A 12,400-nucleotide genomic window follows, 5' to 3' on the forward strand; every position below is an offset into this window, starting at 1 on the left:
GCGGGCGTCGGCGCCGCGAGCTGGACACCGAGCGGGCGTCAGTCGCGTCGCCGGACCCTGGGTTCGGGTCGTCTCGCGGGCGTCGGCCGTCGTGAGTGGGCGCGGGGCGGGCTCCGGACGGATGTCGCAGCCCGGTGCGCGGCGGCTCGCGCGGGCGATGCGCCGCTCCGGGTCAGTCCGCGGTGCGGCGGATCGCGACCACGGTCACGTCGTCGGGCGGCAGGCCGTCGGCGGCCAGGCGCGTGACGCGCGCCACGGCGGCAGCGGCGCTCGGCTCGCCCGCCGTCGCGGTGTCGGCCACGCGGCTCAGCGAGTCCAGGGTCCCGTCGAAGAGGTCGAGCACTCCGTCGCTGCAGACGAGCAGGAGGTCGCCGGGATCGAGGCGGATGCTGCTGGTGCGCCACTCCTGCGTCCCGAGCGCGCCGAGGGGCAGGTTGTGCGAGGGGATCCGCTCGCGGGAGCCGTCGGCCCGGCAGACGATGCCCAGCCCGTGACCGGCGTCGACCGACTCGATCGCCCCGCTGGCCGCGTCGAGCCGCAGGTGCAGGAGGGTGACGAACGCCTCGTTCGCCTCGAGGTCCGCCTCGACGGCCCGGTCGACCGCGGCCAGCGTGCGGCCGGGGTCGTGCGTGGGGAGGGCGACGCGGAGCGACGCGCGCACGGTGGCGGCGATCATCGCGGCTCCGACGCCCTTGCCCATCACGTCGGCCAGCGTCACCACGAGACCGTCCTCGGTGCGCTGCCAGTCGAAGAAGTCGCCGCTGACCGCTCCGCTGGGCACGCAGGCGCCGGCGACCTCGTACCCGGGGAGGTCGGGGACGGACTTGGGCTGCAGGCGGCGCTGCACCCCTCCTCCGTCGGCGAGCTCCTGGCGCGAGCGGGCCGCCCGGGCCGAGAGCATCTTCGCGACCTGCTCGCCGCTGAGCGACGCCATGCTGAACGACACCACGACGAGGAGGATCAGCGTGATCAGGGTGGTCGACGGCGTGCCGAACCAGGTGGTGAACACGTCGCTCCGCGGTCCGGCCGCGAGGAACGCGACGAGCCGCACCGCGTAGTACGCCGCGAGGGCTGCGGACGACAGCAGCAGCGGCCAACGGGTGCGCGAGTGCCCGGCGTCGAGCAGCGCGATCTCGCGGGTCGAGAGCCCGATGAGCGAGGCCATCAGAGCGAGGTAGAGCGGACCGCCGGACCAGTCGTTCACGGCCGGTGAATCGGCGCTCGACACGGCCGTGACCAGCGCGGCGGGGCCGACGACGAGCCACCACGGGGTGGGCCTGCCGCGCAGCGAGCGACTGCCCATCCACACGCACGCGGCGCCGGCCACGATCAGTCCGTTGCCCAGCGGATTCGCCCACACCTGATCCGGAGTGAAGTCGCGGAGGTAGGCGAGCGAGCCGGCCATGAAGAGGGCGAGCGCGGCGCACCACCAGAAGCTGAACGCGGAGCGGGTCGTGCGGAACGTGACGAAGGCGAACAGGAGGAACAGCGTGAGCGTGGTGACCCCGAAGGCGACTCGGAGGGTCGTGGCGTCGAGCAAGGCGGGTCCCGTGGTCCTTCCGTCAGACCGAGCGGTGAGCCGGTCAGCAGCCCCCTGAGAGGGATCCTTCCACGAGATGCGGTCCGCCTCGCATGCCCGGGCGGAGGCCTCGCCCGCCACGGCGGGGTGCAGCGCCGCCCGGTCACCCTCAAGGGGGGTCAGTGGAGGAGCGGGCGACGACCTGCGCAGGCCGTTCAGCGAGTGTCCGAGGGGCGCCCGCTCGGTCGGATCAGCGCAGTCGCATGCTCATCACGGTGCGCACGGGGAGGGTCCCGCCGAGGTCGTCGGCGACGCGCTGCATGCCGATCCTCCGGGCGACCCGCTCGGACGCGGCGTTGTCGGGATGGAGGATCGCCACCAGGGTCTCGGCCCCGATGCCGTCCCGCGCGAGATCGCGGCACGCGGCCGCCGCCTCCGACGCCAGTCCTCGACCCTGCAGGGCGGTGCGCACGTGGTAGCCGACCTCGAGCTCCGGCGTCCCGTTCACGTCCTGCCAGGTGAGGCCGCAGTCGCCGACGAACTCCCCGTCGCGGGTCTCCACGATCCACAGGCCGAACCCGTGCTCCGCGTAGTTGCGGACGTTCCAGGCGATCCACTCCTGGGCGCCGTCGCGGGTCTTCGGTGCCGGGTAGTACGTCATCACGTCCGGATCGCCGAGGAGGGAGGCCAGGTCGTCGAGGTCCTCGAGGCGCATCTCGCGGAAGCGCAGTCGATCTGTCGGAGCCGGGAGCATGCTCCACGGTATCCGCGCGACTCCGATCTCCGCCGACCACGCGGACTGAGCAGCATGCGAGCGGCTAGCCCTGCTGGCGGCGACGGACGAACTCGTCCATCACAGGGACTGTGAAGGCGACCAGTCCTCGGTCCGGCGCGTAGATGATGCCCTTCTCGATGAGGGACTGACGCGTCGGGCTGACCCGGCTGGGCTTCGCGCCGAGTCGTTCCGCCAGCAGCGATGTCGATGAGGGAGCCCCCGCGTCGATCGCCATAGCGGCGAGATAGTTCCGCTCGGCAGGAGTGGCACGGTCCCACCGTGCCGGGAAGAAGCCCATGTCGAGGTCCTCATTCCCTCGCGCCAGCGCTCCGCGAGCGTCGTCCAGAGTGATCCTGCGCCCGATCCCGAGATCCCAGGCGGCCTGCCCGTAGGTCTGCAGGAAGTACGGGTACCCGCGGGACGAAGCGACGAGCAGATCCGCCGCCTCCTCGTCGTACGCGGCGCCGAGCACCCGAGCGGGGTCCACGAGCGCTCGTCTCGCCGCGGTGTCGTTCAGCGGGCCGATCTCGCGGTAGTTGAACAGTCGCTCGGCGTACGAGCGGGCGGCGCTGAGCGTGGAAGGGAGGGTCGGAAGTCCCGCGCCCGTGACGTAGAACGGCCACTCCCGTTGTCCCGCGCGGTGCTGAACGGCGACGATCGCCGTCATCAGCTCGTCGTCGAGATCCTGCATCTCGTCGATGAACAGTCCGAAGGCGATCTGGCGCTCGTGCAGCGCCGGCACCAGATCTTCGACGAGTTCGAGGAGGTCCACATCGATCCGGCCCGAGTCGGCGCGGCCCTTCGCGGGTTCGACTCCGACCTCGAAGCCGATGTCCCCGAGTCGAGCGCTGAAGGACCGGATCGTGCCGAGGGCGTGATGGACAGCCTCGCTCATTCCGCGACCTCGGTACAGGCGGCGCGCGGCGAGCGAGATCTCGCGTCCGAGAGTGCGCCGCGCGGCTTCCCTGCCGGATTCCGACGCGTGCGCCTCGATGTCGACCAGCAGCCATTCGGCGCGCTCGGCCTGCGAGCGGAAGGTGTTGAGCAGCACCGTCTTCCCCACGCCTCTGAGGCCGTGCAAGACGAGGCCGCGGCTGTGCCGACCTGCTCGCGAGCGGGCGATCAGCAGATCGAAAGCATCGATCTCGGTCTCGCGTCCGACGAGGGCGGGCGGTTGCAAGCCGGATCCGGGTGCATAGGGATTGAGTGCCGGTTCCATCTAGCACAATCTAGCGCTGTCTAAAGAAAACGCTAGAGAGCAGGAGAAAGTCGTAGAGAGTCGGCGCGATGTGCACCGCGGCGGCAGAGGTGAGGCGGAGCGTTGCGGCGCTGGTGTGCTTGCGGCAGGCAACTAGCCTCCGAGTATGAATGATCGGACCCTCCTCCCCGCGTACACCGCGGCCCTGCTGGTCGTCGGCGCGGTGCTGATCGTCGTGGCGTCGCTCACGCTCGGCTCGGTGGGGAGCGCCGCGATGCTCGCGTTCGGCGCTGCCGCTGTGGCGGCGGGGCTCGTGCTCGTCGGGCTGCGGCTGTCCGGTCGCTGACCACAGGTGAGCGGCGGGCGAGGGAGCTGTCCCGGGCGTCGTGGGTCTCGATACGCCCCTGCGGGGCTGCTCGACCAGCGAGGGACGTCCTCTGCTGATCGAGTAGTCCGCGGAGCGGGCGTCTCGAGATCCGCGTGCGCCGGGCGGCGGTCAGCGGGGGAGGCGGAGGAGCTGCTGCCGGCGCTCGCGCTCGAGGAGGTCGGCGCGCTCGCGGCGGAGGGCGACGACGTCGGCGTGGCGGAGGGGGAGGCGGCGCTCCCGTCGGCTCCACGCGACGAGCGCGACTCCGACCCGCAGGGCGAGGCGGTCGAGCGGGCCGGTGAGGCGGCGGGGAGGGGGAGGGGCGTACCGGGTCGCCCCGAGTGCGGTGTTCATGAGGATGTCCTTGTCGTGCAGGCGCGCGGGCGCGCCGGAGAGCGCCGTGAGGGCGCGAGGAGGAGCGCGCTCGAGGGCGCGCGGAGGCACCGCCGCGGAGGCGGTGCGGGACCCGCGAGGGTCCGGGACGGGACGACGATCCGCGCGGAGGATCCGCGGGACCGGGAGCTTCTCGAGCGTCGTCACCGTCTGAGCGATGACGAGCGGGAGGCTCGACCGGTCAGGCGGAGTGGACGCCGGAGAAGCCGGCGGTGAAGTGCGCGACGTGCGTCATGGCCTGGCTCCTTTCATCGGTTCGGCTCCGTCGACCGTAGCGGGACCGGTGCGTACCTGGCAAGAGCCTGTGCGCGACGAGTGGTCGATCCGCTCGATCCCGCTCGCGGAAACGGGTTCGGCTCGCAGGATCCCCCGACTCCGACGAGCCGAACGGGTTCCTGCGAGCCGGAGGTGATCCGAAGGCGCGGCTTCCGCGTGCGCCGGCGCCTCAGTGCGTGCGGGGCGTGTACCGCACCGGCGGGAACGCCGTCCGCACGATCGCGCGGAGCGACTCCAGTGAGCCCGTGACGAGGCCCTGCGCCCGCGCCTGCACCAGGATGTTGCCGATCGCCGTGGCCTCGACGGGGCCGGCGAGCACGGTGCGGCCCGTGCGGTCGGCGGTCAGCTGGCAGAGCAGCTCGTTCTGCGATCCTCCGCCGACCACGTGAACGGCGTCGATCCGCACGCCCGAGAGCGCCGAGGCCTGCTCGAGCGTCACGGCGTAGGCCTCGGCGAGCGACTCGAGGATCGAGCGCACGAACTCCGCCCGAGTGCGCGGCTGCTCCAGGCCGTTCTCGACGCACCACTCCACGATGCGGCCGGGGATGTTGCCCGGGGCGACGAAGCGCTCGTCGGCCGCGTCGAACGTGGTGATGCGCCCGCGGATCGCGGCGGCCTCGGCGAGCAGGAGCGGCAGCTCGATGCGATCGCCCGACTGCTTCTCCCAGGTGCGGATGGATTCGGACAGCAGCCACAGACCCGAGACGTTCTTCAGGTAGCGGATGCGCCCGTCGACGCCGCCCTCGTTGGTGAAGTTGGCGGCCCGACCCTCCAGCGAGACCACCGGCTTCTCGAGTTCGACGCCGACGAGCGACCAGGTTCCGCTCGAGATGTACGCCACGTTGTCGTCGGTCGAGGGCACCGCGACGACGGCCGAGGCCGTGTCGTGGGAGCCGACGGCGACGACGCCCAGGCTCTCCGGCGCGCGAGATCGGCGGCGACGGAGGGCAGGAGCGAGCCGAGCCGGGAGCCCGGCTCGATCAGCGGCGCGAGGATCCCGCGCGGAAGGTCGAGGCGCGTGAGGAGGTCGTCGTCCCACGCGCGGGTGTGCGGGCTCAGCAGGCCCGTGGTCGAGGCGTTCGTGATCTCGGTCGCCGCGACTCCGGTCAGCCAGTAGCCGATCAGGTCGGGCACGAGCAGCGCCTGATCGGCGAGCGCGAGCACGTCGCGCTCGGCCGCGAGCTGGAACAGCGTGTTGAACGGCAGGTGCTGCAGGCCGCTCCGCTGGTACAGCTCCTCCGCGCCGATGCGGGAGTGCACGTCGGCCACGCCGCGCGCCGTCCGCTCGTCGCGGTAGTGGTACGGAGCGCCGAGCATGCGCCCCTGGCGCAGCAGCGCGTAGTCCACGGCCCAGGAGTCGACGCCGATCGAGACGACCTCCGGCTCCTCGCGGAGGGCGTTCGTCAGCCCCGCCGTGAGCGAGCGGTAGAGCTCCAGGATGTTCCAGTGCAGCGCGGAGGAGTCGCCCTCGTGCGTGCGCACCGGCTGGTTCGGGAACCGCGCGACGTGGCGCATCCGCAGCTCGTCGTGGCCGACGTAGCCGAGGATGACGCGTCCGCTGGTCGCCCCGAGGTCGACGGCGGCGACGGCCTTCATCGCTGGAGCCCTTCGGTGGCGGTCATCGGAGGAACGCCGCCGCGACTCCAGCGTCGACAGGAACATGGAGCCCCGTCGTGTGCGAGAAGTCGGACGTGCAGAGCGCGAACACGGCGTTGGCCACGTTCTCGGGGACGACCTCGCGCTTGAGGATCGTGCGCTGGGCGTAGAACTTGCCCAGGTCCTCCTCCTCGATGCCGTAGGTCTTGGCGCGGTTGGCGCCCCAGCCCGAGGCGAAGATGCCGGAGCCGCGGACGACGCCGTCGGGGTTGATGCCGTTCACCTTGATGCCGTGCTCGCCGAGCTCGGCGGCCAGCAGGCGCACCTGGTGGGCCTGGTCGGCCTTGGTGGCCGAGTACGCGATGTTGTTCGGGCCGGCGAAGACCGAGTTCTTCGACGAGATGTAGATGATGTCGCCGCCGAGCTTCTGGTCGACGAGCACGCGGGCCGCGGCCTTCGAGACGAGGAACGAGCCCTTGGCCATCACGTTGTGCTGGAGGTCCCAGTCGGCGACGGTGGTGTCGAAGAGCGACTTCGAGAGCGAGAGTCCGGCGTTGTTGACCACCAGGTCGAGCCCGCCGAAGGCGAGCACGGTGGCGTCGATCGCGGCCTGCACGGCGGCCTCGTCCGAGACGTTCGCGGCGAGTCCGATCGCGACGTCCGTCGATCCGAGCTCGGCCGCGGCGGCCTGCGCCTTGGCGAGGTCGAGGTCGGCGATGACGACGCAGGCGCCCTCGGCGGCCAGGCGCGTGGCGATGGCCTTGCCGATGCCGGAGGCGGCGCCGGTCACGAGCGCGATGCGGGAGGCGAGCGGCTTGGGCTTCGGCATCCGCTGCAGCTTCGCCTCCTCGAGCGCCCAGTACTCGATGCGGAACTTCTCGGCCTCGTCGATGGGCGCGTAGGTCGAGATGGCCTCGGCGCCGCGCATGACGTTGATCGCGTTGACGTAGAACTCGCCGGCCACGCGGGCGGTCTGCTTGTTCGCTCCGTACGAGAACATGCCGACGCCGGGCACGAGGACGATCAGCGGGTCCGCGCCGCGGATCGCGGGGCTCTCGGGCGTCGCGTGCGCGTCGTAGTAGGCCTGGTAGTCGGCGCGGTACGCCTCGTGCAGCGCGGGGAGGCGCTCGAGGATCTCGTCGACGGAGGCGGTCGACGGCAGGTCGACGAGCAGCGGCTTCACCTTGGTGCGGAGGAAGTGGTCGGGGCAGGAGGTGCCCAGCGCGGCCAGGCGCGGGTGCTCGGTGCTCGCGAGGAAGTCGAGGACCTCGGGGGAGTCGGTGAAGTGGCCGACCCGGGGGCTGTCGTGCGAGGCGATCGCGCGCAGGTGCGGGGCGAGGGCAGCGGCCTTGGCGCGGCGCTCCTCCTCGGGCAGCGCGGCGTAGCCTCGAGGGCGGGGCCGAAGGGCTCCGGAGCGCCGTGCTCGGCGATGTAGGCGGCCGCGGTCTCGATGATGCGGAGCGAGTTCGCCTCCGCCTCCTCGCTCGTGTCGCCCCACGCCGTGATGCCGTGGCCGCCGAGGATCGCGCCGATCACTCCGGGGTTCGCGTCCTTGATGGCGGCGATGTCGAGGCCGAGCTGGAAGCCGGGGCGGCGCCACGGGACCCAGGCGACGGTGCCGCCGAAGGCCTCGGCGGTGAGCGTCTCGCCGTCGGCCGCGGTCGCGAAGGCGATGCCGGAGTCGGGGTGCAGGTGGTCGACGTGCGCGGCGTCGACGAGGCCGTGCATGGCGGTGTCGATCGAGGGGGCGGCGCCGCCCTTGCCGTGCAGCGTGTAGTCGAACGCGGCGACCATCTCGTCCTCGCGGTCGAGGCCGGGGTAGACGTTCACGAGCGCGCGGAGGCGGTCGAGGCGGAGGACCGCGAGGCCGGACTCCTTCAGCGTGCCGAGGTCTCCTCCGGAGCCCTTGACCCAGAGCAGCTCGACGGGCTCGCCCGTGACGGGGTCGGTCTCGACGCCCTTCGCCGAGGTGTTGCCCCCCGCGTAGTTCGTGTTCTTCGGATCGGCGCCGAGGCGGTTGGAGCGGGCGATGAGCTCCGCGGCGGTCGAGGACGAGGCCATGACTTCTCCGTCTGTCTGAACGAACTTGTTAAGTGTTACAGAAGCTAACAGGGTGCGAGGGTGCGGTCAATGACGGGATCGCGAACAGCGGTCGACGGTTCTCGACGCGAGTCCGCCGCACCCGTTCCGCCAGTCGATGATCGTTTGTGATCGAAACGGCGAGCGACCGGCGAGGCGCTTCCGCCCCGCTGCCCGTCGGATTCCGCGGATCCATTGCCTCCACGCCGCCCCCTCGATAGGTTCGCTGTGGATCACTTCGCGACATCGCTGTCGCTAGGTGCGCACTACACGCCAGAAGTGATCAGAACCATTCTCCTACTCAAAGACGAGGCCCCGAGATGTCGATCCTCCCCCGCCCGGACCGTTCACCCGGCCGCGACGCCCGCGCGTCGCGCCGACACCGAGGGGGTGGACGTCGACTGCTCGCGCTCGGAGCGCTCGGCGCGCTCCTCGGCACCGCCGTCGTCCCCGCTCCGTCGGCCGAGGCGGCTCCCACCGTCCAGGCCGTCTCGGTCACCGGCGCCGACGTCGCGGCCGCCGCCCAGAGCCGCAACGCCCTGACCTTCAAGGGCTTCGGGATCCTCTCGGCGAACTCGACCAGCGCGCTGCTGCTGGACTACAAGTCGCAGCACCCCGAGAAGTACTGGGAGCTGCTCGAGACGCTCTTCGGCGGCGCGCACCCGATCATGACCACGGTCAAGATCGAGATGGGCAACGACCGCAACACCTCGACCGGGCCCAATCCCTCCACGATGCGCTCGCGCGACGAGTACCCGAACGTGCTCCGCGAGCCCGGCTTCCAGCTCGCCGCCGACGCGCAGAAGGTCGCGGAGGGCGACGTGCACGTCAGCCTGCTGCGCTGGAGCCGCCCGACGTGGGTGACGAGCGACGCCGACCAGTACGTCTGGTTCAAGAACTCGGTCCTCGCCGCGTACCGCGAGTACGGGGTCATGGTCGACTCGATCAACCCGGACACGAACGAGACCACGAATCCGAACCTGAACCTCTACAAGACGTTCTCGGGCTGGCTCCGCGGCGACAGCACGGGCTACGTGAGCGCGAGCGCCGGCGACCCGAGCAGCGGATTCGCCTCCGAGACCGAGAAGGACCTCTACCGCTCGATCAGGACGGTCGCGGCCGACACCGTCGGCACCCCGCCGACGTCGTTCGGCGACGCGCTCAACTCGCCGACCGACTCCTCCCTCCGCGACGCCGTCGACGTCGTCGGGTTCCACTACTCCACCGCCGACGACGCCAACGGGAACCTGAAGAAGTTCGCGCAGACGTACGACAAGGAGATCTGGAACTCGGAGGGTCAGGCCACGTTCTCGAACTCGGCCGACCGCCCGAACAACACCAACGCCGACGGCCAGGGCGGCACGGGCACCGGCATGGGCGGGGCGAACGGCCCGCTCGAGATGAGCAACTGGGTCACTTCGGGCTTCGCCAAGTCGCTGCGGACGCTCAACATCTTCCAGCCCGCGATCGGCTCGTTCTACGACGGCTTCCAGTACTCCTCGAAGGAGCTCGTCAGCGCCCGCGACCCGTGGTCGGGCTGGCTCTACTACGACGGCGGACTCGCCGCTGTCGAGCAGTACACGCAGTTCGCCGAGCTCGGCTGGGAGAACGAGGACAACACCGCCGGCATCTGGCGCGGGATCCCGCAGGCCTCCGGCAGCGCCCTCGGCGGCGGCAACCCGCCCAGCGGCGCCTCGACCGGAGCGTCCTCGTACACGACGCTCGCCGCTCCCGACGGGTCGGACTTCTCGACCGTGATGGTCAACGACAGCCCGTTCCCGAAGACGTACTCGATCACCGCGAGCGGTCTGCAGCTCGGGTCGGACGCGACGATGGAGGTCTGGGAGACCCGTGCGGCCGACGCCGGCGAGGCCTACGACGCCAACTACGTCGTGCCTGTGCAGGAGCTCGCCGCCGACGCGGGCGGCACCTGGACGGTGACCGTGAAGCCCTGGTCGACCGCGACCGCGACGACGCTCGACCACGCTTCGGCGGCGGCCGACGGGTCGCTGACCGCGCGGGACGGCTACGGATCGCAGCTCCCGACCGCGCCGGAGTACACCGCTCCGGGCGGCGGCCGCGACGTCCTCGACACCGACGCGACCGGAGCCGTGAACGGCGTCACGACCGACGCGACGCTCTACGCCGACGACTTCGACTACTCCGGAGCGCCCGCGATCCAGGACTACGACCCCGCCACCGGTGCGCTGTCGCCGTCCGACGAGAGCTTCCTCGGCAGCCGCGGCGCGAAGACGAAGCCCGCGGGCACGCCGAACGTGCAGCCCGAGGACGACGGAGCGATCCCGCGCTACACGAACGACACCAACGGCGCGTTCGAGTCGGTGGCCACCGGCGACCCGGTCCGCGACCGCGTGCTGCGCCAGCAGATCGGCACCGGCATGAACGGCAGCGCCTGGAACCAGGGCGACCCCAAGACGACCATCGGGGACTACCGCTGGGCGAACTACCGCGCCTCCGTCGACGTGCTGTTCGAGGCCGGAGGGACGCCCTATGCGACCCTCGGCGCCCGCGAGCAGGGCGGCACGGCCAACGGCTCGAACGTCTCGGCGGCCGAGCTGAAGGTCGACGCGACCGGCGCCTGGAGCCTGCTGCGCTACGGCACCGCCGTCGCCTCGGGCAGGGCCTCCGACACTCCGGCCACGGCCTTCAAGTCGGGCACCGGCGTCTGGAACACCCTCGCCGTCCAGGTGGCCGGCAGCGTGTACACCGCCTACCTCAACGGCGTGCAGATCACCTCGTACACGGACGCGGCGCCGCAGGCGGCCGGTCGCGTGCAGCTCGGCTCCGCGTTCGCCTTCACGCAGTTCGACGACCTGCGGATCGAGCGCGTCCCCGGGTTCACGCCGTACTACACGACCGTGATCGACGGCATGCACCAGACCAGCTGGGCCGACGTCTCGACCCCGGTGCTGCGCTTCGACTCGAAGTGGACGCACGTGAACGGCCAGGGCATGTTCGAGTGGCAGCGCACCGCCTCCAAGAGCACGGGCAGGGGAGCGTCGCTGACCTACACCTTCACGGGGACGGGCATCGACGTGCTGGGCTCGAACGACGGCTCGGCCCGACTGGACGCGATCGTCGACGGCGTGCAGGTGGTGGCGAACGCGCCGACCTGGGCGGCCGGCAGCGAGCGCACCACCTTCACCCTCCGCGGCCTGCCCGCCGGGGAGCACACGGTGACCCTCCGCACGGCGAACGACGCGGTGCTGAACGTCGACGCCGTCGGCATCGTGCCGGCCGGCACCGACTCCGGCGCGTCGACACCGCCGCACTGCGGGCGGCGCTCGCCACCGCCGACGGGTTCGTGCAGTCGGAGTGGACCCCGCAGACGTGGGCGCCGTTCGCGAGCATCCGCGAGACGGCCCGCGCGGCCGTCGCCGGACCCGCCGCGGTCGGCCTCGATGCGGAGGGAGCGGCCGCGCAGGTCGCCCGCCTCGCCGACTCCGCTGCCCGGCTCGTGCCGGAGGGGGTCAGCAGCGACGTCCGCGACCTCGGTCTCGCATCCCGCACCAGGGCCGAGGGACTGCCGGCGACGCTGGTCCTCGACGGAGCCGAGCGGGCGATCACGTGGGACGCGAGCGCGGCGCAGGCGCTCGCCACCGCGGCGGAGCTCGGCACGGCGACCGTCACCGGCCGCACCACCGAGAAGGTCGCCTCGACCGGCGTCTTCCAGCGCGTCACCCTGGCGCTGCTCGTCACTCCGGCCGACCTGCGCTACTTCATCGACTCCGGCGCCACCGGCACGGGCACCCCGTCCGCGTACTCCGCGGTGAAGACGGCCCAGCCGGGCGTCCTGAACGGCGCGGCCGACCAGAAGTGGGACGGCAGCACCGCCGGCAGCACCTGGGGCTACTCGACGACCTCCACCGGAGCCGTCGCCGGGGGCACCGCCGCCGACTGGGGCTCGTCCTACGTCCCGGCCGACTTCAACCGGCCGGTCGTCTACCACCTGACCCTGCCCGCGGGCACGTACGAGGTGACGACGGTCCAGGCGCCGCGACCCGGGCTCACCACGAACATCGCGTCGACGGTCACCGCCGGCGGCACCTCCAAGCGGGTCGCCGCGGTCTCGACGGGAGCGGCGACGCCGATCTCGCAGCAGGTGACGCTGACGGCCCCCGGAGTGGTGGACGTGGCTCTGGGAACGGACGGCACCTCGGGCTACAACGCGCGACT

At 71.7% G+C, this 12,400-nt stretch carries 8 protein-coding genes and 1 pseudogene; 2 read left to right on the plus strand and 7 right to left on the minus strand.

All coding sequences use genetic code 11. The features are described from left to right. Positions 1 to 172: 172 nt before the first annotated feature. The 3 genes from B0T42_RS03905 to B0T42_RS03915 all read right to left on the minus strand — a co-directional run bounded on the left by B0T42_RS03905 (position 173) and on the right by B0T42_RS03915 (position 3,513). Positions 173 to 1,540 carry a PP2C family protein-serine/threonine phosphatase gene (locus tag B0T42_RS03905; protein ID WP_077222013.1) on the minus strand — a complete coding sequence of 456 codons (1,368 nt, stop codon included), beginning with the start codon at positions 1,538 to 1,540 and terminating at the stop codon, positions 173 to 175. A 229-nt stretch (positions 1,541 to 1,769) separates the two neighbouring features. Then, positions 1,770 to 2,273, minus strand: coding sequence for a GNAT family N-acetyltransferase (locus tag B0T42_RS03910; RefSeq protein WP_077222014.1), 504 nt, complete (start codon positions 2,271 to 2,273; stop codon positions 1,770 to 1,772). Between the two features lie 64 nt (positions 2,274 to 2,337). Beyond that, complete coding sequence (locus B0T42_RS03915; protein WP_077222015.1) at positions 2,338 to 3,513, minus strand: AAA family ATPase; 1,176 nt, start codon at positions 3,511 to 3,513, stop codon at positions 2,338 to 2,340. A 145-nt stretch (positions 3,514 to 3,658) separates the two neighbouring features. On the opposite strand from B0T42_RS03915, the gene B0T42_RS03920 reads away from it, so the two are divergent. After that, positions 3,659 to 3,838 carry a hypothetical protein gene (locus B0T42_RS03920; RefSeq protein ID WP_077222016.1) on the plus strand — a complete coding sequence of 60 codons (180 nt, stop codon included), beginning with the start codon at positions 3,659 to 3,661 and terminating at the stop codon, positions 3,836 to 3,838. A gap of 150 nt (positions 3,839 to 3,988) precedes the next feature. On the opposite strand, the gene B0T42_RS19895 is transcribed toward B0T42_RS03920, so the two are convergent. From B0T42_RS19895 to B0T42_RS03935, 4 genes and pseudogenes are all read right to left on the minus strand, one after another. Then, a complete protein-coding gene (locus B0T42_RS19895) occupies positions 3,989 to 4,213 on the minus strand; it encodes a hypothetical protein (protein ID WP_158078030.1) in 225 nt (74 codons plus the stop codon). Positions 4,214 to 4,697: 484 nt separating this feature from the next. Continuing rightward, positions 4,698 to 5,312: an FGGY-family carbohydrate kinase gene (locus B0T42_RS22200; RefSeq protein ID WP_342418198.1), complete on the minus strand. Its 615-nt coding sequence runs from the start codon at positions 5,310 to 5,312 to the stop codon at positions 4,698 to 4,700. After that, the gene (locus tag B0T42_RS22205) at positions 5,240 to 6,124 is read right to left on the minus strand and encodes an FGGY family carbohydrate kinase (protein WP_342418199.1); all 885 of its coding nucleotides are present in this window, start codon (positions 6,122 to 6,124) and stop codon (positions 5,240 to 5,242) included. Before B0T42_RS22205 ends, B0T42_RS22200 begins: the two co-directional genes overlap by 73 nt. Before the next feature lie 22 nt (positions 6,125 to 6,146). Continuing rightward, positions 6,147 to 8,185: pseudogene (locus B0T42_RS03935) on the minus strand (bifunctional aldolase/short-chain dehydrogenase). Positions 8,186 to 8,523: 338 nt separating this feature from the next. On the opposite strand from B0T42_RS03935, the gene B0T42_RS03940 reads away from it, so the two are divergent. Continuing rightward, complete coding sequence (locus B0T42_RS03940; protein ID WP_077222018.1) at positions 8,524 to 11,997, plus strand: hypothetical protein; 3,474 nt, start codon at positions 8,524 to 8,526, stop codon at positions 11,995 to 11,997. Positions 11,998 to 12,400: the final 403 nt, after the last annotated feature.

The sequence above is a fragment of the Rathayibacter rhapontici genome, assembly GCF_001995175.1.
Lineage (GTDB): Bacteria > Actinomycetota > Actinomycetes > Actinomycetales > Microbacteriaceae > Rathayibacter.

Excerpts from the sequence above, each read along its gene's own strand:
- B0T42_RS03910 (WP_077222014.1), bottom strand. The coding sequence starts at position 2,273 with ATGCTCCCGGCTCCGACAGATCGACTGCGCTTCCGCGAGATGCGCCTC.
- B0T42_RS03915 (WP_077222015.1), bottom strand. The coding sequence starts at position 3,513 with ATGGAACCGGCACTCAATCCCTATGCACCCGGATCCGGCTTGCAACCG.
- B0T42_RS03920 (WP_077222016.1), top strand. The coding sequence starts at position 3,659 with ATGAATGATCGGACCCTCCTCCCCGCGTACACCGCGGCCCTGCTGGTC.
- B0T42_RS19895 (WP_158078030.1), bottom strand. The coding sequence starts at position 4,213 with ATGAACACCGCACTCGGGGCGACCCGGTACGCCCCTCCCCCTCCCCGC.
- B0T42_RS22205 (WP_342418199.1), bottom strand. The coding sequence starts at position 6,124 with ATGAAGGCCGTCGCCGCCGTCGACCTCGGGGCGACCAGCGGACGCGTC.
- B0T42_RS03940 (WP_077222018.1), top strand. The coding sequence starts at position 8,524 with ATGTCGATCCTCCCCCGCCCGGACCGTTCACCCGGCCGCGACGCCCGC.